This is a genomic window from Amycolatopsis pigmentata (assembly GCF_042684065.1).
In the GTDB taxonomy this organism is placed as follows: domain Bacteria; phylum Actinomycetota; class Actinomycetes; order Mycobacteriales; family Pseudonocardiaceae; genus Amycolatopsis_E; species Amycolatopsis_E pigmentata.
Genome location: NZ_JBHUKR010000012.1, coordinates 1,232 through 27,459, shown reverse-complemented (window position 1 = coordinate 27,459; position 26,228 = coordinate 1,232). Strand labels below are relative to the sequence as shown.

The window sequence follows — 26,228 nt, the reverse complement described above, 5'->3', positions numbered from 1 at the left end:
TCCCCTCAACTCGTCACGGCATCCTGGCCACCGCCGGTCAAGGTCGCGGCCGCGCGCCGCGCCAGAGACCGGGCCGAAGGCGCGTCGAGGTCGTCGATCCCGTGCGGGGCTCCACGGAGGATCCGCCCCCGGATCTCCGGCAGGACAGGGACAACGGCCGCACGGATGGCCGACCGCAGTACCTCGTGCGCGACCGCGTCCCGCGCCTCCTCCCACCGGTCCTGGTGCACCGGTACCGAAGGGCCGAGTGACTCGCCCAGCAGCCGTCCGGCGACCGTCCGCATCGCCTCGGCCCAGGCCGCGGGCACCGTGGTCAGATCCCGCCGCGCCTCGGCGGCGGCTGTGGCCAACGCCGCCGGTGTCGACACATCGACCCCGCCCGGCGGCGGCAGTATCTTCGCCGAAGGATCGAACGACACCACCCCGATATCGATGATTTCGAAAGAACGGTAGGAATCCATGGCCTGGGACAAGAATCCGGTCTGCCCGTCCAGCAGGTTGAGACTCCGGTCGGCCGGATGCCGGTGCGCGGCCATGATGTGCAGGTAGTCCTTGTCCGGATCCGACACTACAACGAACATGAAGGTGCCGACGGGTTTGCTCCGCAGGTGCACCAGGACGTCAGCCAGGTTGTCGTAGGTTTCGGACGCGGCTTGGGGAAAGTTCTCCGCGAACCAGGCATCGTATTCCTCCTGGCTCGTGGGATCACTGGGCAGGGCGACGCGCGGGCGGCCGGTCCGGAGCAGGTTGAGCAACTCGACATTCGCGGGAAAGCAGTTCTGGTGGAATTTCTCACGTCCGGGAGTGCCGGCGTGGTGGGAAAGATTGAAGAACCTGTTGATTCCCTGGAAGCCGGGATATTTCGCCTGCAGATAAGCGTTCTGGCCCCGTTGGTCGTCTATCGCGAAGCTGTAGTCCGACACCACCGGCGCCGGATCCAGCGACGGCGGGAAGAAATGACCGGCAGGCGGCACCGACCAGGCCGCTCCCCCGTCCGCGACCTGGATGTGAACCGGCGCCGGCATGCCCATCGGCGGGCCCACGTGCGTGGGCCCCGGCAGGCTTCGCACCACGGCGTCCTGGCCACCGCCGGTCAGGGTATCGGCGGCACGCCGCGCCATGGCCCAGGCCGAGGATCTGTCGTCGGCATCGATCCCGTGCGGGACCGGCGAGAGAATCCGCTCACGGATCTCCGGCAGCACCGGGATGACGGTCGCACGGACCGCCGACCGCAGTATCTCGTGCGCGACCGCGTCTCTCGCATTGGCGGACAGGAGCCAGTCCACCGGCGCCGCCGGATCGAGCCAACCCGCCAGCAGCCGCTCGGCGTTCGCGCGTAGCGTGTCGGACCAGGCTTCGGGCACCGTCCGCAACTCCCGGCGAGCAGCGCGCGCCGCCACGTCCAGCGCCTCCGGAGTGGACACGTCGACGTCACCGGGCGGCAGCACCAACTCCGCCGAGGGAAGCGGAACCACCACCCCGATGTCGACCACTTCGAACCGCTCGTAGGCGGCCAGGCGGCGGGTCAAAGCACCCGCCTGCGGATCCAGGAGATTGACACTGCCGTCGGCCGGATGCCGGTGTGCGGTGGTCATATGACCCGACAGGCCGTCCGCGCGGTTGAGCCCCAAGAAGGCGAATGTCCCCGCCGGCCTGCTCCGCAGATAATCGATGGCATCGGCAAGGTTGTCGTAGACATGGCGGGTCGCGTCGGGGAAATTTTCCTCGAACCAGGGGTCGAATTCCTCCGGTTTCACCAAATCACTGGGGAGGGCGACCCGAGGCCGTCCGGTCAGCAGAAGGTTCAGGAACTCGACGCACGCGGCGAAACAGTTGGAGTTGAACTCATGGCGCCCAACGGCCCCGGAGCGATGGGCGAGATTGAGGAACCTGTTGATCCGTTGGTATCCGGGATACTTCGCCTGCAGATACGCGTTCTGTCCCCGCTTGTCATCCGGCGCGAAACTGTAGTCCGACACCACCGGCGCCGGTTCCGTCCCAGGCGCGAAGAAATGATCGGCAGGTGTCACCGCCCATCCCACCGGAGCATGCGTCACCGGCCCCTCGGCCGCTGATGGCATGCCCAACGGCCTGCTCGACGAAGGGCCCGCATACGCCGCCGCACCCGGCACCACGTCGTTCGTCCCAGCGCCGGTCAGAGTGCCGGCCGCACGCTGCGCGAGCGCCAGCGCGGAAGGCGTGTCGACGTGTTCGATCCCCTGCGGGATCGGCGGCAGAACCCGCGAACGGATGTCCGGCAGCAACGGGACCATCCCCGCACGGACCGCCGACCGCAACAACTCGTGCGCTACCACGTCCCGAGCGGCATCCCACGCCCCACGGTCCACCATCGCCGGATGAAGCGACGCCGCGAGCAACTCCTCGGCCTTACCCAACAGCACATCCGGCCAGGCCCCGGGCAGCGTGCCCAGCTCCTGACGAGCTTCGACCGCCGTCTGAGCCAACGCCCCCGGAGTCGACACATCCAAACCGCCGGGCGGCACCACTATCCCCGCAGACGGATGTGGGAGCACCACCCCGATGTCCATCAGTTCGAACCGCTCGTAGGCGTCCAGGCGGCGAGGCATGGATCCCAGTTGCGGATCGAGCACGTTGACGCTGCCGTCGACAGGATGGCGGTGCGCGCTCATCTGGTGGTCGTAGGCATCGCTTTCGTCCCGGGGAGTCGCGGTGACGAAAACGAACGTGCCACGCGGCCTGCTTCGCAGGTACGTCATGACGTCGGCGGCGCTGGAATAGGTCTCGTACCTCGCGTTGGGAAAAGTGGTGGAGCGCCACGCGTCGTACTCCTCCGGCGTTATGGCGGCGGAGGGCAGCGCCACGCGGTGGCGGCCCGTCCGGACGAGGTTGAGGAACTCGACGTTCGCGGTCAAACAGTTGCTCACGAACTCGTCCCGCCTGGGGGCTCCCGCGTAGTAGGCGAGACTGAACAGTCTGTTGATCTCCTGGAAACCTGGATACTTCGCCTGCAGATACGCGTTGTGCCCGAGTTTGTCCTCCGGCGCGAAACTGACGCCCGACACCGCCGGTGCGGGATCCGGCCCTGGCGGGAAGAAATGCCCTGCCGGGGGCACCGACCAGGTCACTCCCGCGAAAGCCACCGGCCCAGCGGCGGCCGATGGCATACCGATCGGACGGCGCCGGGTGCCGGACGGTCCCGCGGTCTCCGTTTCCCGGTTCATCAGCTCGGAGATCTTGTTCGCGACCGCCCGCGCGGAGGTGAGGTCGAGCCAGCGGGAATCCAGCCGGGCAGCCTGCCGCTGGGCCGACAGCAGTACCTCGTGCGCCACCACCTGACGGCCCATCCGCCCCACCGCGGAGCGGCCGTTGTCCAGCCGGAACCGGTGTCGCGGCCGCTGTGGCTGTGGCAGCAGTTCCTCCGCCAATCGCCGCGCCGCCTCACGGTCCCGCCGGGTCAACGCGGCAAGTGCCCGTTCGGCTTCGCGTGCCCGCTCGGTCAACCCCGTGACCGTCAACGCCTCGGCTTCGGGGGGAGCGGAAGGCACGTGTGCGGGTTCCGGGTCCTGATGGGAGATCGCGGTGTCGAACAACTCGTCCAGCGCGGTATGAGCGGTGTCGCCGGGTTCGTGGGCAGAAGCCGCGTCGGCCAGCAGCGCGTCCAGCCCGATCGCCCTTCCAGCGTCCACAAAGGACCTTATCCGGGCCAGCGGGTCGGCCGAACCACGGTCCTCGTGGGCCAGATGCGCCATCGCGTCGAGCAACGCGTGCCGTCCCGGCCGGGCCCGCCGCAGATCCGCGGCGCTCATGCCCTCGGCCGCGGCCACCCACGGCAACACCCGCAACCGCGCCCGGCCCGCGTCCTCGGCCGGAAGGCCGGTCAGTCGGCGTGCGTGCCAGGCCACCACCGCGGCCCACGGCCGCCGCGCGACCACCTCGGCGCTCTCCCGCGGCACCTCCGGGCCGATGTCGGGCCAAAGCCGCGCCACCAAACCCTCGGCAGCCTCCCGGGCCGCGGCCTGTCCCGCCTCCCGGATCTGCTGCCGGACCCGTGCCGGCAAGGCATGCCGACCCGGCGTCACCGCCAAGGCGGCGAAGACCCGGTCCAGCGTCTCCCGTGCCTCGGCCACGGGCGCGTCGACCGATTTGCGCGCTCCGTCGGCGAACACGTCCGCCAGGCCGAGTTCGGTTGCCGCGTGGGCGAACCGTCCCGCGCGCGCCCACCGGTCCGTGGCGTTCCGCTCCCCATACGCCAGATGCGCCAGCGCATCCAGCACCCGCGACGCCACCGGTGATCCGGTCAGCGCACCGGAACCGATCCCCGTCCGCGCGGTCACCTCCGCCAGCGCGATGTTCCGCCACCGAGCGGCCTCGTCCGCACCGAGCCTGCCCAGCTCGGCCGCATGCCAGTACCACGCCCGCGCCGCCGCGCTCGGACTGCCACCACCCCATTCCGCCGACTCCGACCGGAGCCGGCGCTCGGTCTCCGCTTCGGCGGCGCGGGCGGCCTCCTCACCGGCCCGTGCCACCGCCCCGGCCAGCCGCTCATACACCGCACCCCACTCACGACCGTCCACAGGGGAGGGACCCAGCAGGTCACGAGCACGGCCGGTGTGTTCGTCTGGCAGTGGCCCGTGCTCCACGTCCAGCACACCCGACCACAGTCCGGCGACCCGGCCCAAACCGGTGCGGGCATCGGCCAAGGCCTCGAAAATCCCCCGCAGCGGTGCGTCGTGGAAACCGAGGTCCCCGAACATCGTGACCAGCCGTCGCACGCCCGCCCACGGATCGGCCGCGTCACGATCCAAAGAGGCTCGGTGAGCGAAGACGTTCACCATGTTCTCAACGGTCGTGTCGTCCATCGCCGGCGGCGTGGCCAGCCGCTGGAGAATCCGCCCGCGCCAGATTTCCCGCTCCCGCGCGGGAAGACCGGCGAACGCGTCGCGGTGCGCGGCGATCGTCCGGCGGGCCCAGCCCCGGACCCGCCCCGCGGCCACCGGACCGAGTTCCATCACCAGCCGTGCCGCGAGCGCGTGTGCGTTGCCCCCGGTGCGGTGAGCATGCGCGACGGCACGCAGCGCCCGGTCGTGAACCGCCAGCCAGTCCGGAGGACCGGACTCCGGCCTCGCGCCGAGCAACCTCTCGGCGACGGCCAGGTCCGCCTGCTCGACCGGTCCGTAGTCGGCATCGGGCACGTCGCTCAACCTGGCGATCACCTGGTCCAGCTCGGTCGGGCCACCTGCCGCCGCGGCCGCCGCCCACTCCCGCTCGCTCCGGTAGGGCGGTGGCGGCGGTGGCGTCTCGGTCCCCCAGCGCGGCGCGAGTTCACCGCGGTCGGCGGCCAGCGGTACTTCTCCGGTGCCCAGGTCGCCGAGCGTGTTCGGGTCCGGCGTGCGCCAGTTCACGATATCCAGCAGCCCGGGAATGTGCCGACCGTGATCGAGTGTTCCGTCGCGGAGTTCCTCGCCGGCGAGCAGGTAGTCCTGACCGTGCTGGGTCAGTCCCTGGGCGGTGAGGGCAACGGCGTTGTCGTACAGCGCGCGGGCACGGTCGACCGGAAGACCGCGTTGCCCCCAGCGCGCCGGATGCGGACGCGGCACGTCGAGGGTCTCCCGTGCCCACGTCTCGAGATACGCGCGGAATGCCTGGTTCTCGGCTCTGGTCATGGCCCGGCCCCACCGGGCCGGCGTCTGGGACGCCGACCATCGCAACTCGGTTGTCACGCGTTGCACCGCGTCGCTGATGTCGAGGTCGGTCGCGGAGACGATCGAGGATGGTCCCCACCCGCTCAGCGCGGCCGCCTCGAACGAGCGATGCGCGTCGTCGATCAGCGTCCGGTGAAGCGCGCCGATCGCCGCCACCAGCGCGTCCCGCTCCTCGTCGCCCTCGGGAGGAAGGTCCCCGAGCAGGCGCGCCGCGCTCTCCCGGTCCGTGGGGTCGATCTCCTCACGGTTCCGTCGAAGGGCATCGCGCAACGGTAAAGCCCACGTTCCCTGGATCGCCCCGACCACCAGATGCAACGCGTACCGCAGCGGCCGGCCCGTGGGCAGGGAACCGGCTTCCGTCCTGTCCCATGCCGTACGCGCCAATTGCACGAATTGGGCCCGCTGGTCGCTCGGCAGCTCCAGCCACGCGCCACCGATCACCGCCACCAAAAGATCCCGCTGCCGGACGCCGGGCACCGGAAGCTCTCCGAGGATCCGGCGCGCGTACCGGCGATAGGCGGCGGCACGATCGACCTCCGGGGCCCGGTCAGCGAACGCCGTCCCCCAGCGTCCCCGCTCCAGCGACTCGTACGCCCGCTCAAGCGCTTCGTCCAGCTCGCGCCCCGACAACCCGGCGACCCGATGGTCCCACCATGTCACCACGGCCTCGCCCTCGAACGCCCGTGCGGCGTCGGAATCGGTGCGCGCGAGGTGCCGAGCCGTGGCGGCGATCTGCCGTGCGAGGACATCCCGTCCGTCATGGCCGGAGGGGGAGAACGCGCCCAGCAGTTCGGTCGCGGTCACCCGGCGCGCGGCAGCGCCACCGCTCAGATCCGCCTGCTCGAACAGATCTCCCCAGTCGTCCCGCAGTGCGGTATGGGCATCGCGGACGGCGGCGTCCAGTTCGGGTCCCGACAACTCCGCGATCCATCGCGACCGCCACTGTTCTCGCGCCGACGCCAGGAACGCCGACGTCCGGTCCCCGTCCGCCGAGTCGCGCAAGCTCGTCCACACCGCGGCGATCCGCTCGGCCAGCTCGTCACGTCCCGCGTGCCCCCAAGGCAGCAACCCACCGAGGATGCGCGCCGCGTCCGCGCGGAGCGTTTCGGCTTCGGCTTCCCTCCGGGCGAAGATGTTCCGCAGCTTCACCGACCCGTCATCAAGGTGCCAGTACGACTCGAAGGTTCGAACCGCGGTGTGCAGCCGGTCCGGGTCGGCCACGTCGAGATGCCGTTGCAGCGCGACGTCTTCCGGCACCGTGAACCGACCATCGGCGCCGGGTGGGAGAAGTCCGAACCGGGTCTGCCGCAGGACGCTGTCCGCCGCCTCTCGAAGCCCGTGGGTGGCCCTCCACGCGTCCCGCGCCGCCAGCGGATCGGTGACGTCCCGCTCGGACCTGATCAGGCCGGCGGCAACGGCGTCCACCAGGCCCGCGTACAGCGCCTGGCGCGCCTCGGTCCCCACCCCGCCCGGCGCAGCGTCGGCCGGCTCCGGGCCCAGCATCGCCCGGGCGAACGCCCGAGCCGACTCCGCCGACTCCGTGCCGTGTTGTTCGAGCGCTTCGACGCTGTCGCGAAGGTCAGGCTCGAACGTCCGCCGGAACTCGTCCCAGACCCGTTCCGGCGACCGCGCGCCCTGAAGCATGCGCTCGAAATCGGCCCGGATCTCGCTCACCTTCGAGGGAAGCAAGCGCCGCTCCGCCTCAAGCCGGGCGTGGGACGCGCCCAGCCTGCGCATCCTCGAGGGCACATCCGTCCAGCCGACCACCGCGGCCGTCATCCTCCGCCACAAGCGATCCCGCTCCGCCAAAGGCAGCGTGGCGTTGTCCGGGACCCGAGGGCGTTCACCGAGCAACCGGGCCGCGTCGTCGAGCCGTCGGCCTCGTTCGCCGTCCGGCAAGCCGTTGAGGCTCGACTCGCCGTCACGGGAGGCACGGTCCCACCGATGTTCGAACCAAGCAACGTCACGCGCCAGTTCGGCGGGAAGTCCGGCTTCCGGCCTTCCGGGCGATTCCTCGGTAACGGGTGCGCTCTCCGGAACGTTCTCGTTGCCGGTCCGGGTTTCGGCGACGGGCCTCCTCGGCCATCCGTCGAACCGTGCACGCAGGTCTCGCAGGGCCTGCCCGGGATGACGCAGGGCGCGGAACCGGTGCCCCGGTGCGGTCCGCCGGTTTTCCGGGCTCTCGCGGATTTCAGATCGGCCGATCCCCGCCGCGCCGGGGCCGGCAAGCCGGGCCTCGACCAGAGACCCGACGACGGAAGGCGGCGGATCGAACCGCCGGCGCAGCCCGTCGAACCGCGCACGCAGATCGCGCGCGTGCCGCGCGGGATCCAGTCCGGCGACGAACTGTTGTCCCAAGACGCTCGCCAACGACCGGTACAGCGTCCTTTCCCGACTGTCCAAACGCGATAGCCGCGGCAGGTTCGGGTCCGCCTCCCCCAGCAGACGGCCGCCCTCCCGCTGCCATGACGGCGGCACATCCTCCTGTCCGAACGCGTGGCCCGCCGCACGCGCCGCCCGGGCCAGCACACCGAGTTCGTCACCGGTCAACGGGGACCCGTGCGCCACCAGGTATCCCACCGCCGTCGCGACCGCCCCCGCCTCGTCCGGCACCGCCACCGTGCGCTTTTCCTCATCGCGGCCACGCAGATCCAGGTGGCTCAGCCCTTCGCGCCGCCAGTCCCGCAACGTTCGCTCGTCGGCGTCCCGCATGCCCGCGAACGCCTCGGCGAACCGTTCCGCCACTATGCGGGACTCATCCCGTCGCAGCAAGGAAGCGGCGATGACGTCCACCATCCGCTCACGCAGTTCCTGCTCGCGCAGCGCGGCTTCCTCCTGCTCCGTCGGTTCCCGGTCCACCGAGACATTCGCCCGTTCTCCGGGCAGATCCAGCAGACGCTCCGCCTCCTCACGCCACCGTTCCGCCGCCTCCTCCCGCGCCGTCAACTCGTCCCACGCGCGCACCGCCTCCGGTGCCCGCGACTCGAACCGCGCGATCTCGTCCTCCCCTCCGTCCCCACGAACGAAGAGACGGTGGAAATCGTCACGCAAATCGTGCGCTTCGCGGCGGACGGCGGCCGGGTCCGCCAAGCCGGCGGCTGCCTCGGCCGCGCGCCACGCGACGAGGGCCGCCACACCGCTGAGTGCCTGGCGAGCCCGCTCGCTCAACCCCTCGTCCGGTAGCTCCAGCATCTCACTCGCGCGCTCGAGCCAGTGATCGATACGAGCCGTGTGGCTCGCGATGTGACGCCAACCCGGGTCCCGTTCGAACGCGTCCAGCACATCCAACCGCGCCTGGGGACCCACGAACCGCGCATAGAGATCCGAAAGCGCGGCACGAATCGGCTGTGTCGCGGCGAGGGTTTCTTCCACGTTCCTGCCACGGTCTTGCGGATTCGGCGCGGAACGAACCCAGGACAGCGCGACCATCTCGACCAGCCGCTCGTGCAGGTGGTTCACCAGCCTCCCGGCGGGTATGTCCGCCGGGACATCCACCGGACCGAGCACCGCCCTCGCCCATGCCCTCGCCCGCTCCGCCTCCGGTCGCCGGAGCCGCTCCAGTTCCCTCGTCGCCTGGTCGGCGAGGGCACGTGATTGTCCGAAAAGGACGTCCGCGGCGAGCAGCGGCTCGGATCCTGGAGGTTCATCCGCCCTGCCGGGCGCGTCCGGATTCCGGCCCGCCACCGCGTCGTCCCGGTCGCCTTGGACATAGTCGTGGTCGGCGGAGTGATCACTGTCGTAATCCGGATCGTGGTCGCCCCCCGGTGCGGCCGGCCGGCGTTCGGGTGGGGCGACGGGCTGGAACTTCAACCCGGTCACCCCTTCGAGCGAGGCGAACGTGCCGGCCTGCATGTCGAAATACTTGATCGAGCCGTCCTCGTCACGGAACACCGTGATCACATGGCCCGCGCCACTGGGCAACGTCTCCCGCACATGGCCGTAGCCGGAACCCGGCTCCTGCCACCGCAGATACTGCTCCACCACGCCCAGATCGCGCACCGGCTGGAACGCGCGACCGAACTCGCGTTCCAGCACCGCCCGAGGCTCACCGGCCGGCCTGCCGGGCGTCTGTTCCGGAGCGGCCTCGGCCTGATGCGTCCGGCCCTCCACCCGGAAAAAGGTGTTGAATCCCGCGATCGCCGCCCGCACGCAGTTCGTCCGGAACCCGCGCTCGCCCGCCACGAAACGCTCCCGGTTCACTCCCACCAAATCCGGGAACGACATCCTCGCCGCCGCGGCGGCGTCCTCATCGGTGGCGAAATTCTCCCGGGACCACACCCGGACCCCGTCGTCGGCCCCGGAATCCGGGTGCGCCTCCTGATCGTGATCAGGAACCGCGCCGGTGGCCAACGCGTCCGCCAAGGATTCCGGATCGCCCGGACGGTAGTCGACGCCCGCCAGCATCGACCCCTCGTCCGCGAACGGATCCCCGCCCCGCACCACAGTCCGGCCGATATCGTCCAGCAAGGCCCGCAAGTGAGCCGGAGACAGCCGCGGCGCGCCCGAGGCGCCCGGCACCTCACGCGACGGCACCTGCGCCGCCGCCAGCACCGCGTCATCGACCACACCCCGCAGCCGATCCCGCAACTCCGCCCGCGACTCCGGCAGCCCCTCCAAAGCCACCTCCACCGCACCCAGCAACGATTGCAGCCGGTGATCCCCCCGCACCTCGTCCGAGGCGCGAGAGACAGGCCCGCTCTCGGTCTCACGGCTCAAGAGTGCCGAGACCTGCACGGCGACCGCCCGCGCCGAGGAAAGGTCGAGCCGGAAGGAGTCCACCGGGATTCCCTGCCGCCGCGCCGACAGCAGCACTTCGTGCGCGACCACCCGGCGGCCCATCCGCCCCAGACCGTCACGGCTGCCCGGTTCGAACCGCTCCCGCACAGACGGCCGCCGCGGCAGCAATTCCTCCGCCCGCCTGCTCAGGGCTTCGCGCTCGCGCCGGGACAATCCGTGCGGTTCCCGTTCGGCCTCACGAGCCCGCTCGACCAGACCATCCACAGTGGACAGATCGGGTACCGGTTCGGACGGCGTGCGGGACAGTGCGGTGTCGAAGGCCCGGTCCAGCCACGCGTGTGCCGGATCCTCCGGCACACTGATCCGGCTGGGGGCGGAGTCGACCAGCAAGGCATCACGCCCAGCCTCCCGCCAAGCGTCCAAAAAGGACCTCACCCGCCCGAGTGGATCGCCGGCGGCCCGGTCCTCGTGCGCCAGGTGAGCCAACGCGTCCAGCAGCCCGTGCCGCACCGGACGCGCCCGCCGCAACTCCGCCGCGCTCATCGCGTCGTCCGGAATCAGCGACGGCAGAACCCGTAACCGCTCGCCGGCCGCCCCGTCCGGCAACCCGCTCGCAAGCCAGTTCACCGTCGCCGCCCACGGCCGCCGGGCCGTGATCTCAGGGCTTTCCCGCGGCACTTCCGGACCGACAACCGACCAGAAGCGCGCCGCCGCGCTCTCCATCGCTTCGCGGGCAGCGGTCTCCCCGGCCTCACGAACCGTCCGCCGAACCCGTTCCGGCACCACGTGCGAAGCCACCCCCTGCCCGTCAGGCGGCTCGGCCATCGCCGACAGCATCCGGTCCAGCACATCCCGCGCCTCGCGCGCCGGCGCGTCGACCGACTTCGGCTCCGTCTCCGCGAACACCTCCGCGAGCCCCAGCTCACGAGCGGCTCCAGCGAACCGCCGAACGCGGCTCCACTGGTCTCCCGACGCACGGTCCAGATACGCCAGGTGGGCCATCGCGTCCACCACCCGCGACACCATCGGCGAGCCGGTCAGCGCATCGGCGCCGGTGCGCCGCGCCAGCTCGCCGCGCACGGTATCCCGCCAATGACCGGCTTCCTCCGGCCCCAGCCTGCCCAACTCACTCGCGTGCCAGTACCAGGCCTGCGCGGCCGCGCTAGCCCGGCCACCACCCCATTCCGCGCTCTCCGACCGGATCCGCCGCTCGGCGTCGGCCTCCGCGGTCCGGGCGGCGTCCTCCCCGGCCCGTGCCACCGCGGCCACCATTCGCTCGTGCACCGCGGCCCACTCGGCATGACCGTCCACAGGAGATGGACCCAGCAGTTCCCCGGCACGCTGGACATGGTGCTCCGAAGCCGGCCGGTGCCCGGCCTCCGGCACGTCCGCCCGTGCCACGGCCCGTCCCAGCGGGGTACGGACATCGGCCAAAGCCGTGAACAAATCGCGCAGTTCGCGATGCGCGGCCGCGATCGCGTCCTGGGAAAAAGGGCCGTGCTCGGCTGCCGCGTCCGTCAGCCAGTCGATCACGAACTCGTCGTTCCTGGCATTCGTGGCCAGCCTGCGGACACCCGCCCACGGATCGGCCGCATCGCGATCCAGATAAGCCCGGTGAGCCAAGGCTTCCATCGCTTCGGCGGCCAGTGCCGGGTGGCTCGGCTCGGAACGCACGGGCAGTTGCCCCTCCACTCGCCGCAACCACTCGTTCGCCACGTCCTCGGGCAGTCCCAAGAAACCCATCTGATGGGCACCCATCGCGCGGGTGGTCCCCTGCACCGCATGCTCCGCCGGCGCCAGCGGACCCAACGCCATCCACAGCCGCGACACAACGCTCAGCGCGGCATCCTCACCGCCTGTCCGGTAAGCGTCCGCCACCGCGGTCCGCATGCGATCATGGATCGAAGTCCACTCGAAATGGCCGGAATCCGGTCTCGGGCCGACCAGCCTCTCGGCGTACTCGAGATGCTCAGGCGCGATCGGCCCGTGCTCGCCGTCCAGCACATCACTCAGCCCTGCCGCCGCCCTGCCCAGCTCGCTCGGCCCACCGGCCACCCCCGAGAACAACTCGTGCAACGCGCCACGCGCGTCGTCCACCGGACCGTCGACCACAGTGTCCGCCGCCAGACGGCCGGCCAGGCCCAGGTCCCGGAGGGCTCCGGCGAACCGCCTCGGAACGGCCAACGGATCCGGTGCCTCCCGGGCCAGATAAGCCTGATGTGCCAAGGCATCCACCGCCCGGCTCACCGGGCCGAAACGGGCGTCGAGGCGATCCGGTCCGAGGCCGGTCCGCGCGGCCACTTCGTCCAGCAGCGCCGCCCGCCACCGATCCGCGACCTCCGCCGGAAGGGTCGCGAACTCGCCGGCATGCCATTCCACGGTGTGCAACCACGGCCGCTGAGCCGTCAACTCAGGCGGCTCCACGGGAAGCACCGGCCCGATCGACGTCCACATCCGCGCCAGCAGGCCACCGGCCGGGATCGTCTGATTGGGGTCCGGCAAATCCGTCTCGGCCGAGATCGGGTCGCGGAACCCCCGGCGGTCATACAGGTACGCGTGCCGGAGCGCCCGCTCCATGCGCCGGTGCAACCCGGCCCACGCACCGGCCGACCGGGTCGGAGGCGGGCCCAGCATCGCCCGCACGAAACCCCGGCCCCGGGCCGCCATGGCATCCTGGCGCAGGTCCCCTTGGGCCTGTTCGGGGACCGCGTCCAGCACATGCGACCATTCGGCCGCCGCCCGCTCCAACTCCACGTCATACGGCGGTGGCGCCTCGGTTTCCCGCGGCGCGACCCCGCCACGATCGGCTATCGCGGGCACGTCGAAGGTGCCCAGCGCGCCGATGTCGTCAGTCTCCGGTGAATGCCAGTCCAGCATGTCCCGGAGCCCCGGGACATGGCTACCGTCCTCGATCGTCCCGTTGCGCAGTTCGCGCGCGACCGCCTGAACCTGGTGCTCGTCGGCAGGGTAATCACGAATCTGCTGGGCGACCAGCGCCACCGCGCGGTCGTAGAAGTCGCGGGCCCGGTCGAGCGGAAGCGCTCCCACTCGTCGCGTGCCTGCCGGGTCGCGAACATCGAGCGTCTCCCGTGCCCACTGTTCGAGATATTCGCGCCGGATCAGGTTCCAGCCATCGTTGAACTGTGTCGCGGTCACCCGCAGCTCCGAGTAGACCCGCATCACCGGCTCGTCCAGCGCGCCGGACAGCTCCGAGAGCCGCTCCCGGTGCCACATGGTCCGGGCGATCCGGTCGAACGCGTTACGCAGGGGCGGGGGCAGCGTTCCCCGGACGGAACCGATCGCCCCCGCCAGCACATCCCGGTTCCGGTCACCCCGGGGCGGAAGCTGTCCGAGCACCTGTGCGGCACTCGCCCAGTCCGCGTCCCCGAACTGGGCGGGATCGCGCCGGACCGCGTGCTGCATCGCATCGCTCCAGACCGACGGCCACTTCTGGAGCTCGCTGACCACATCGCGAATCGCCTGCACCCGCGTCTCGCCGTCCAGGTACGGGATTTCGTACCGTTGCCAGAGCTGTCGCGCCAGTTCGCCGAAGCCCCGCTGTTGGTCGGGAGGCAGGTACCACACGCGGGCACCGATCGCTCCCGCGAGCAGGTCCACATTCCGGCCTCCCTCCAGCGGAAGTCCACCGAGGACACGGCCCGCGACCCGGCGATAGGCGGCAATGGGATCGACCCGCAGGCCCGCCTCGACGAACGGCGGCCCGAATCGTCCGCGCTCCAGCGCCTCGTGCGCCCGCCGGACCGCGACGTCCAGTTCGGGTCCGGACAGTTCCGCGATCCGACGCTGTCGCCACAGCCTCACCGCGTTCTCCCAGTACCGCTCGCCCGCCTGCCTGTCGGTCTGAGACAGGCGATGAGCCGTAGCGGCGAGTTGCCGTGCCAGCAGGTCCCGTTCGGCGTGCCCGGAGGGCAGCGGTCCGCCAAGGCGTCCGCTCGCCTCGTCGTACAGCGCCTGCGTTTCGGCGGCCCGCTGGGCGAACTGCTGCCGCAGCCGGCGGGCCGCCTCGAGGTGAGGTCCCCAGTGGTCTTCGAAGGTCCGCGCCGCGAGATCCAGCCGGTGCGGGTCGGTCGCGTCGAGATGCCGTTCCACGGCGACGTCCTCCGGGACCATGAACGCTCCACCGGATCCAGGCGGTAGCGGACCGAACCGGGTCTGCCGCAGGACTCTGTCCGCCCCCTCACGAAGATCGGCGGTGTGCGACCACGCCTCCCGCGCCGCGACCGAATCCGTGACGGGCCGGTCGTTCCTGAGCAGACCGGCGGCCACACCGTCCACCAGGTCTCCGTACAGGCCCCGGCGCTCAACCGCCCCCAGCCCGCCCGGCACCTCGGCCGGCTCCGGACCGAGCATCGTCCTGGCGACCGCGCGGGCCGCGTCCACCGTTTCCGCCTCGTGCTCGGCGAGAACGTCGTCGTTGTCACTGACATCCCGGTCGAACGCTTCCCTGAAATCCTCCCAGAGCTGTACCGGCGAACTCTCGTCGCGCAGCAGCCGTTCGAAACCGGCGCGCAGCTGGGCCGTCCGCTCGTCGTTCCAGTCCCGTTGCCGGTCGATGACGTCCTGGGCCATCCGTTGGCGGCGCTGGTATTCCACCAGGTCCGCCCACCCGGCCACCATGGTCGTCATCTGCTGCCACAAGCGGTCGCGCTCCGCCGCGGACAGCGCCATGCCGTCCTGGACTTCCGGCGGATCTCCCAGTATCCGTGCCGCCTCCGCGAGCAAGCGGGCCCGTTCGCCGTCGTCAAGGTTGTTGAGCCGCTGTTGGCTATCGTCCAGGGCGCTTTCCCACCGGCGCTCGAACAACCAGGCCACGCCGCGCGACGGTTCGCCGGCGCCCCCGGCTTCCGCACCGGCGGGCCGCTCCTCCGGCGCGGTCACAGCCTCGTCTCCGGCTGCCGGGGCGGCCCGCTCGACACGGTCCCGCAGGACATAGTGCGGCGGGTCGAAGCGACGGTGCACTGCGTCGAACTGCGTGCGCAGGTCCCGTGCGATCGCCTCGGGGTCGCCCGCCGCCATCATCTGCTGTCCCAGCACGCCCGCTGTCAGCCCGTAGCGCACCCGTGCCTGGATGCTGGAATCCAACGCCACCAGATCCGGGTCCGTCCGCTCGAGCAGCCGATGGCCTTCCCGTGCCCACCGTGCGCGCATCTCCGGCGACGCCTCCGCGAACGCCAGAGTCGCCGCCCGCGCCGCTCGCCCGAACACGGCGGTCTCGGACTCGGTCAACGGAGAGCCGTTCGCCGCGAGGTAACCGACCGCGGTGGCCATCGCCGCGACCTCCTCCGGGACCTGAACGGCGCGCTTCTCCCTGGCCAGCTCCGGCAAGCCCAGAACGCTGAGCCCGTCCCGTTGCCAAGCCCGCAGGGTGCTCGGGTCCGCGTCCCAGAACCCCGCGAACGCCTCGGCGAACCGCGCCGCCAGGACCCTGGTCTCGTCCTGCCGCAGCAGGGACGCGGCGACCACGTCCACCATCTGCCCGCGCAGTTCCTGCTCACGCAGCGCGGTTTCCTCGTGTCGGTTCGGCTCCCGGTCAGCCGGCACGGCAACTCGCTCCTCGGGCACGCCCAGCAGCCGCTCCGCCTGTTCACGCCACCGTTCGGCCGCGGCCTCCCGGGCAGTCAACTGGTTCCAGGCCCGCTCCGCGCCCGACAGCCTCGACTCGAAGCGCAGAACCTCCTCTTCCGGCACATCACCACGCACGAAGACACGCTCGAACTCGGCGTCAAGGGCGATTGCTTCCTGCGCGACACCAGGCGAAAGCGCCAGTCCCGCCGACCTTTGCGCCAACCGCCACGCCACGATGGTCGCCATGCCGGACAGCGCCTGACGAGCCCGTTCGCCCAGGCCATCCTCCGAATGCTCCAGCATGTTCTGGGCACGGTCGAGCCAGTGATGCACGTGGGTCGTCCGGTTCACATGCCTACGCCACACCCCATTGCGGGCGAACGCGTCCAGCGCGTCCGATCCCGCCCGCGGGTTCACGAAACGCGCGTAGAAGACCGAAAGATCCGCACGCATTTCTTCGGTGCCCGCGAGCGTTTCGGCGAGGTTCGCGCCTCTGTGGGCCGCGTCCGGGGCCGACCCGATCCAGTCCACCGCGACCACATCGACCAGCTGCTGATGAAGCAGCTTCGCCAGCCTCCCGGCCGGTTCGCCGAGGGGTGCGTCGACCGGACCGAGCACGGTCCTCGCCCAGGCCCTCGCCTGCTCCGCCTCGGCGGCGGGAAGCCGTTCCAGTTCGCTCGCCGCCAAGGACGACCGGGAACTCCATTGTCCGAAAAGGAGATCAGCGGCCTGCGACGCTTCGCTCCTGGCAGCCTGGCCACTCCCGTCGGCCACCTGCTCGGTCGCGTCCCGGACCGCTTCCGGCGTGTCCGGACCCGTCAGGAAATCATCATGGGCCGGACCCGGTGAACGGGCGTCGTGCGAGCCCCCGGAAACACTGCCCGTACCGAGCGAGTCACCGCGATCCGGCCACCCGGCTTCCCCGGACGGATCCATGGAAAAGAAGCCGGGGTCGTTCATGAACGAATCCAGATCGAAATTCTCCAGATCGTTCATGAACGCATCCGAGCCCAAGCTTTCCGGATCGCTCACGAACGCGTCCGGATCAAGGAAATCCGGATCATTCATGAACGCGTCGGGATCAAATATGTCCGGATACCACGTGAACGCTTCCGGATCGAAGTCGTCGGGATAATCGCCGAGCGCGTCCGGGTCGCGCGGCGACTGATGGCCGCCCTCGGCCATACTCCCCATGCCGGCCAGGAGCCCGGTGGCTTCCGGACCGGTCACGTCCGGGTGATGTCCCCACGGGTCATTGTGGTCCGGCCCCTCCTCCATCTCGACATCCGGCGTCCGCGAGATGTCCTCCATCACCACGTCCGAATCCTCCGAATCGGAGGTGTCCCTCGATTCGTCCATCGGCTCCGGCGTAGTGGCACGAGGACCGGAAGAAGATCCGGCGACAACTCCCGTTTCCGGGCGCCGCGCTTCCACTTCCGCGGCCCGTGCGGCCTCGTCGACCACCTTGAGCAACAGGTGGTGCCTGCGGAAGCTGTAGGGCAACGGCCGGATATCGATCCTGGCCATCACCTCCGCGACCCGGGCGGCGCGTTCCTGCTGGTACAGGTAGGGAATCTTGTCCACCCGTGCCTGTACTTCCGACATGATGTTTTCGCGCAACATCTTCGGGCGCTTCGGTCCCATCGCCGTGACGAAGATCCGAAGGTCGTCCGTGGAGCCGGCGAGCGCCCGCGAAGTGAAACCCTCGACCACCAACGCCAGCCGTCTCCGCACGGCGACCGGCAAACGGACCTGCCCGTGCACGAAATCCATCGCCAGGCCACGTCCCCGCAACACGGTTCCATCCCGGAACTCCCGCTCGGGACGGTCGTCGGTGTGGTGCTCCACGATCTCGGCCTGGGGATGGTCGCTTTCGCGCAGCTTGACGCCGTCCTTCTCGTACACGGGGACCTGGGTGAAATCGTCCTTGGTGAGGACGGAATGCTCACCGGCCGACTCGATCAGCGAAGAGACGACGTGATCGAAGAACTCGTCCCGCTTTTCCTGGGAATAGTGCTTCGGAGCCCAGATGTGGACCTGCATGTCCTGGATCGGGATCGGACCGTTCTCGTCGCCGAGTCGCCGTGCCGCCTCGTCGTTGAAGTCCCTGGCCACCGGAGCGAGGGCCTCGAGACCGTCGACCCACAGTCCCGGCCCCGACCTGCCTTCCTTGATCGGGGCCGTCCATTTCACCACGCGCTCAGGGGGTCGGATCGACAGCCCGGCGTTCGTCCGCTGGGGTTTGACCCTCTTGTACCGCTCGTACTTCGCCTTCGACTCCCGGAACCGCTGCCAGGCGTCGATCTTCTTCTCGAGTTCGGCCTTCTCCTTCAGTTTGGCCGCACGCTGATCGGACTCCAGGTTCTCGTCCTCCAGCTCACGCAGCACTTGTTGGAGTCGCGGCTCAGCGGCCTTCCCCTCGGCCACCTTCTGGTGGTTGAGGGCGTTTTCCCTGTCGTAGGCCCGGCGTAGTTCCCGCGTCAGCCCCTCCATCAATTCCAGCAACGCGGGCCGCTGGGCAGGGTCGGCAGCCGCCAGCTGACCCGCCAGTTCGTTCACGTATTTCCGCACCGTTTTCGAAGTGCGGATCTCCGACTCGCCTGCCGCCGCATACCGGGCAAGACCGACGATCCTCTTCCTCTGGCCCTTGCGCTTCCCGCTCTCCTTTCCCTTCGCTCTCTCCTTGCCCTTCTCCTTCCGACGCTCGCTCGACCGCTCGGCCGCCAGTTGCCGTAACCGGTCGTCCAGTTGCCGGCGCCGCTGGTCGAGCCGGGGCGCGACATCGGGAGCCGCCTCCGCCAGTTGTGCGTTCACCAACTTCAGCCTGGTCCGGATCGCGCTTTCCCCAAGGCCGCGCAGCGCGCTCTCACCAGGCACGATTCCGTCCTCATGGCCTCGCCCACCCGTGGTGGCAAGCGATTCCGCCGGTTCTCCGGCATCGGCCAGGAGCGCGCCCGACGACTCCGCGGCAGGACGGCGTCCAGCACGCCGTCGTCCTGCCACGACGAACACTCCGTCGTCATCGGTCAACCGGATTCTCAGGGAGTGCCCTCCGATTTCCTTCAGAGATCCCACCGGCCGGATGTCGATCCTGGCCGCGACTGCGGCCGCCCGGACGGCGCGTACCTCGGGGGGCAAATCGTCCAGCAGTCGGTCGACCGTTGCCGGCACGGTCGACCGCACAAGGTCGTGCAAGGTCGTCTTGCGGCTCGCGGCCTTCGTACCCTTTGCCACCACGTCCAGCCTGAGGCGGCCGCCGGCGTTTTCGAGTGCCTGCTCGGTGAAATGCTGGAGCACGTCGTGCAGTTGCGTCTCGGCATCGGGTTTCAGAATGTCGTGAAACCGCTCGAAATCCAGACCAAGTCCACCATCGGGCAACAGACCACCGAAACCCGCAAAGCCGCGATTCCCGGAGTTCTCAGCGGCCCCGTCGTCGGCCGGTGGACGCCGCGGACGGTTGACGGCCACCTTTCCGGACTCGTCCGCCGCCCGGACCCTCAGGGCATGTCCACCGTTGTCCTTCGCGAATCCCGCCTTCCGGAATTCGATCTTGGCCAGCACTTTCGCCACCTGGGCGGCCCGGTCTTCGTCGGAGGAGTACGGAAACTTCTTGTCCACCTCCTTCCACACACTCTTTTCCACGGTGCCGGAAATGGTGTCCATGCGCTTGGCGGCCCTGGGTCCCGTGGCCGTGACATCCATCCGGAGGCGGTCCGGGGCTCCGTCGAGTGAGCGGTCGGTGAACCCCCCGATCACCAGGTCCAGTCGTTCGGCCGCGGCAACCGGCAAGGTGTCGCGAAGAGGCAGGAAATCCAACCCGACGCCACCTTCACGGACCACACTCCCGTCGCGGTAGGCCTGTGCGCGGTGGTCACCGGTGTCATGCGTCGTCACCTCGACCGTGGGGGTAGCAGCGGCTTTCAGCCGCTCGCCGTCCTTCTTGTCGACCGGAACATGAGTGAAGTGCTCCTTTTTCAGCGCCGGATCCCCGCCGAGATCGGTAATGGTGTCGACGACCGCGTCGAAAAGCGCGTTCCGCTGGTCTTGGGAATAATCTCGCGGCGTCCAGACATGGACCCGGACGTCCTGGACCGGTATGGGGTCGTCGGGGTTTTCGCGTCGCCGCGCCGCCTCCTGGACCAGTTTCGCGGCTACCGGCTTCAGCCGCTCGATGTCGTCGTCTCGAAGACGCGGTACCCCGTCTTCCTCCTTGACCGATCCTTTCCATTCACTTACCGGTTCAAGCGGAGCCTGCCGCGTTTGCCGTCTCTCCCTCTTCCCCTTCGCTTGCGCGTCCAGTCTTTCCCGCCGCGCGGCCTCCTGCTTGGCGAGGTCGGCTGCGTCGCGTTCCAACGCCGCCCGCTGCTCCGACGTCAGATTCTCGTCGTGCAAGGCCTGCGACACCCGTTCCCGATCCGCCTGCGCGGTCGCCGCCTTGCCCGACCGCGCCCGCACGACCGCGTTCTCCCTGTCCCGCGCCCGGCGCATTTCCTGTTCGAGATCGTGCTTCTGCCGCAGCAGGTCGCGGTCCTCCGGAGCATTCTTCAGCTGCTCGTTCACCCGACGCAGATGCTTTGTCACGGCGCCCCTGCTGCGAGTCGGCGGTTCGCTCGCGGCCGAGGACTCGCCGGGTTCCCGCCGGGGAACCGAGGGCTCGCCGCTCGGCGAGGACGGCGGCCGCGAGGCATCTCCGGGCGCGCCGCCCCGCAAGCCCGGAAGGGTTCCGTCGCGCCCGAGTGACACGATCTGGCCGACGCGCTCGCCGGGGCTTCCCGGTGTGGGCAGCCCGGCGTGCCAGCGGCGGCGGTAAGCGTCGTAGACCGACTGTGTCGTGGCCCGGGTCGGCTCCTCACCCCGGTTGCGCAAGGCGCTCGCGATGTCCGCGCGGGTGTGCTCGTCCAAGACCTCCGCAGGCCGAGCCCGCTCCGGCCCCTTACCCTTGCCGGACAATCCCCCAGCCTGGGCCGCCTCCAGATCCTTAGCCAGAATGCGCCGCAATACCTCATCGATCAGCTCCGGCGTGGGCCGCCCGGCGACGTCCTCGTCCCGGGACATCCGGCCGATCTCATAAGCGACCTCGTCACTGCCCAGCCACCCCACCGGGTCAAGGCCGGCGTCCCGGCGGGCATCGTCCAACCGGGCCTCGACCAACGGCGCGATCACCAGGTCCAGCCGCGTCCCGTCGACAACGGTGCCGGGGAAGAGCGTGCCGAGCAGATCGCGGATCGGTCGCGGCACCGGAGAGGTGTGCGCCAGTCCTGGCGCCGCGGTGTTGATGACGGCCGGATGTTCTCCGGGCGCGAGCGTCTCGGCGAAGGTCGTCAGCGCCGCTCGCCAGGCCTCTTCGTGCTCCCCCGCGTCACCGATCTGCTTCAGTTGCGCCGCGATGGCCTGCAAATGCAGCGTCCCCTGGAAATTCCAGAGCTGCCGGTGCAATTCCAGCACAGCGGCCTTGGTGATTTCGGCGGTGAAGTCCTCGTGGTCGTGCGAACGCGGAGGCGTGCTGTGCCACGCGTGGTCTTCGTTGACCTCGATATGGCTCGCCGGAATCCGCGACAGCTCCTTCACGCCCTCGTAACCGAGAGCACGGGCAACCTCTCCGTGAGCGGTGCCGGTGCGCAACGGTGTTTCGTACTCGGGCGAAACAAAGACGGCACTACGTCCGTGTTCTTCCCGGTACAACTCCGCGATGGGCTTCCCGGACCGGTTTTCCAGCACGTTGAGATATTCCTGAGTCGCCCGCATGTGGGCGGCCGACGCCATCGCCGCGTTGTTCACCTTCCCCTGATTGTCGGTGACCATCGCGAAGCCGTCACGAGAACGAGCCACGGCACGGGCCACATCCCGCAGACGACCGACGACGCGGTTATCGCCGTCGGAATAGATACCACCGAAACGGTCAAGTATTTCCACTCGCACGACATCGCTGTAAGCGGCATAACCGGCACCGATGAGCCGTGCCCGCTCGGCGCGTCCCGCCGCGGCCAATCTCGGCGGCGTATCCGCCGAGAAGACCTCATCGACGTTCACCAGACGTACCCCGGACTCGCGGGCCCACCGCAGCATGTCCGCGGTTTCCCGGGCCCGCCCGGTCAGGCCGTCGAAACCGTCCGCCCGGAGCGTCGCGGAGGCTTCTTCGATCTCCGCCCGAGCCACGTCGGTCCACACCACGACATCGAAATCCGGGTTGTTCCGCGCCGCCTCGGCCACATTGTCCCGGAACTGCTTACGGCTCCCGTTCTCCCCGTCGTCGAACAACGGGCCGCCGATCCAGACCGAGTGCAACAGGTGCGGCACACGGCGGCTTTTCGGCAACCCCCTGCTGCTGAGGGCCGGCCGGCCCTCCGACACCCGGTCCACCCGGCTGGGCAAGCGGTCCGGCGCCAACGAAGCCCGGGACACGCCCCCGCCGAGCCGCGCCAGGTCGATCTGTTCGAAGAACGCCGACCGCTTGTCAGCCTTGAGCGCGGCGAAATCGTAGGCACCACCGTTCTCACGACGCAGGAAGTCCGGTGCGGACGGTGGGCGCATAAAGCCGAACACGTCTTTGCCCAGGCTTGCCACCGGCTTCGCCACCGCATCGGGCAGGACCAGGTTCCGTATCCTGGTCAGCAACGGTCGCGCCGGTTCGTGTTCTCCGGTCCTTGTCCGTGGTGGTCGTGACGCCGGGCCGGTGGAGGAGCGGTGTACTTCCGGTGCCGTTGTTCCCCCCGCGGACTCATCGGGCCCCCGCCGGGGAACCGAGGGCTCGCCGCTCGGCGAGGACGGTGACCGCGGAGCGTCTCCTGGCGCTCCTCCCAGGGTGCGCGTGGGAAGGGTCCCGTCACGCCCGAGTGCGACGATCTGGTCGACACGCTGGCGGGGGTTGCCCGGAGTGGGCAGCCCGGCATGCCAGCGGCGGCGGTAAGCGTCGTAGACCGACTGTGTCGTGGCCCGGGTCGGCTCCTCACCCCGGTTGCGCAAGGCGCTCGCGATGTCCGCGCGGGTGTGCTCGTCCAAGGCCTCCGCAGGCCGAGCCCGCTCCGGCCCCTTGCCCTTGATGGACAGTTCCCCGGCCTGGGACGCCTTGAGATCGTTGGCCACGATGCGCCGCACTACTTCGTCGATCAGTTCCGGCGTGGGCCGCGCGGTGACGTCCTCGTCCCGGGCCATCCGGCCGATCTCATAAGCGACCTCGTCACTCCCCAGCCGCCCCACCGGGTCGAGGCCGGCGTCCTGGCGGGCGTCGTCCAACCGGGCCTGGACGAACGGCGCGATCACCGCCGCCTGCGTCGCGTGATCACCCGCCATCGCCGCGGCGGCCGCCTCGTCACCGGCCACCCGCGTGGTCTTCAGGCCGACCGGTTCGAGCCAGACCCGCACCTCGCGGTGGTCCGCCTGCGACTCGGGCCGCCACCCCGGCGAAACACCGGGCCCCGATCCCCGGGACGTCGCCCGTACCTCGATGGAGAACCCGGGGCCGAGACGGTGACGGACACCTCGCAGATCACCATCCAGCCGGGCGGCGACAGCGTCCGCCCGGCGCTGCCCCGAGGCCACGCCCCCGTGCCGGCCGATGGCCGGACCATTGCCACCACCTTCGACCCGCACCCGCATCCCCGTCGCGCCGAGTTCACGGAGCCGCCGCGCCGCGGCCTCGGCGTCGTCGACGAACTCCGACAACTCGTTGCGCTGGTTCGCGTCCAGATCCGCACCATCGCTGTGACGCTCCGGGAACCGGACCCCCACCGGATCCACGTGATAAGGGATCGCCACCGGAGGCGACGGCTTCAACGCCTCGGGCAGAACAGGAGCCTTGCCTCCTTCCTCTCCCGCCCGTGAAGCGGCCAACGAGGCCCATGCCTGCTCGTCGATATTCCGGGCGATGTCGGCCCAATGACCGAAGGTCTCCGCGACCTTCGCCAGACTCGTCTTCCCGTGCGCCGTTTCGAAGAAACGCAACTCGATCGGGATCAAAGGCAATTCGGAGCGCGTCCCGCCGACGTCGTCGAGCTCCTGCGGAGCCCACTTCATAGTGCCGACAACGGCTTCCTGACTGAACTTGTCGCGGTTCTTCCGAGCCGGGTCCCACGCATCACGCAGCCACTCCCGATAAGTCGGCCTCGGTCCGTCGGTCACACGCCACATGTGTCGGTCGAGCGCGGTGCGGCCGGACTTCTTGTCGTTCGTACGCAGGCGCGCCTCCACCTCACGGAACTGGTCCGGATGGTCGCTCCGCAACCGTGCCTCCGCCCGCGACACCAACTCATCGGCCCGCCCGCGCAGGAAATTCCCAGCGGACGCGGGAAGAGCCTCGTGAATCGCGCCCATCGGCGGACGGGAAAGACCGAGCAGACTGCTCTTGGCCAGGGTGATGCCCGTACTGTTCGCCCGGCCGACGGTGCCGGCCGCGAGCTGTGTATAGACCAGCGTCGCGTACCCCTCCAGCGCCCGCGCATCACTCTCCGCGGCCGCACGCGCCACCGCGTCACCCTCCGGCGGCTCGGGCCTGCTCGCCCGGAACTCGTCCGCGAGCGACTTGCCGAACTCCCGCGCCGCGCCGAACGCCTTCTTCACGAAGTCCCCGGACCCGAGCCGGGCTATCTCGGGTCTCCGGGCGATCTCGTCGAACAGGTCCCGCAGCCCGTAGACCGAAACCCCCACGGTGAACTGCGGATCGATCTGCTGCGTCTCGTTCGCCCGCTCGATCTTGAGCTGCCCACCCGAGACGACCTCGTAGCCGCCGTCCGACGGGAAGACCTCGTCGAGACGTGTCCCCGGAACCGCACCGCGCAACCGGGACAACGCGTCAGCGACCCCGGTCCACAACTCGTGTTCGCTCCGGCGAGCCTGCTCACCCCGCACAATGCCCGCCGGTTCGGTGACGATCTCGAACACCTGCTGGACCTTCCCCGTCACCGGGTTCTTCCACTCGTCGGACACCAGCTTGAACCCGGGCCCCTTCACCAGGAAGTCCGAACCACTGACCCCCACATTGACCTCGAACTCACCCCCCAATCCGGCGCCGAACAACCCCGCCCGATGACTGACCAAACCAACGGAGACCACGTCGAACGCGAAGTCACTGGCCTTGCTCGGGACCGGCATTTCCTCCGGACGCCGGCTTCGGTACCTTCGGTAGACGTTGTCGACATCCTCACGCGACACCGGCCGTTTCAACTGGCGAGCCAGCTCCGAAGCGACCGCCGACCGCTCGAACTCGTCGAGCTTCTCCGGCGGCTCAGGACGGAACCGCGGGCGGGTCTCCTGCTCACCCCGACGGTCACCCGGCACCCGTCCAGCCGGTTCGCCGGCGGAAGCCACCGCTTCCTTCGGTTCGGACCTGTCCGGCTGAACTGGATCGCCGTGGCGCTCCGAGACACCCCCGCGATCGGTGCCCGGCGTATCCGGACGGGACGAACCGGAGACCGTGCTGGGACGAGACGTCGGGGACAGGCCGGTTTCGGGCCGGGTGGCGCCGGGCAGACCCAGCTGATCGCGGAGTTGCCGCGCCATCCTGGTGACGGCGGTCATCCCCGCCGCGCTCGGCTCGTTCGTGCGGCCGTCCCACACCTTGAGCAGGTCCGCGGCGGTCACGGTGAGCAGTTCGTCGTGCACGTCGGCCCAGTGCTCCGGCGCGCGACCGTCCCGGGGGTCGACGGCCCCGATGGCGGTCCTGGCGTGGTTTACCGCCGCGTTGAGCCGTTCCGGTGGCAAGTCTCCCGTGAACAGCGCGGACTCCGCCGCCTCCACCCGCTTTCGCCACTCCGGCGCCCTCGCCGTCGCGGGCGGCTCACCGTGCGGGTAAACCGGTCGCTCACCGGTCGTGGTCTGGTCGCCACGCCCCGCGCGCCCCTCGGGTCCCCGGCCGTCACTCACCGGCCTCGAACCATCCACAATGGACTGTGGATGGGCTCCGGCGGGCCGTTCCGCCGAAGAGGCCTGCGGATTCGTCCTCACGGCCGGGTCAGTCGTCTGACGCGGGCCGGACGACGGGACGGTGGCGGGCCGGGCCGGGCCGTTTCCCGCCCCTGATGTCAAGGAGTCGTTGCCGCGAGCCGCCCCCGCCGGGCTGCCCGCACCGGTCTGGCCACCATGATCCCCGGGACCCGCCACGACGGACTGGGGCTTGGACTGCTCACCCACCAAGAAATCACGCGTGCCGGTGCTGGTCGTCACCGGCACGGTCCGCGAGCCATTCCCACCGGAGACGGCGTGTTCGCCGTCCGCTGTGGGCGTCAC

The 26,228-nt window shown here is 69.9% G+C and carries 1 protein-coding gene; it reads right to left on the bottom strand.

The genetic code is table 11. From position 1 onward, the window contains the following. Positions 1 to 5 precede the first annotated feature (5 nt). Positions 6 to 26,228, bottom strand: coding sequence for a glycosyltransferase (locus ACFSXZ_RS24985; RefSeq protein WP_378267616.1), 26,223 nt, complete (start codon positions 26,226 to 26,228; stop codon positions 6 to 8).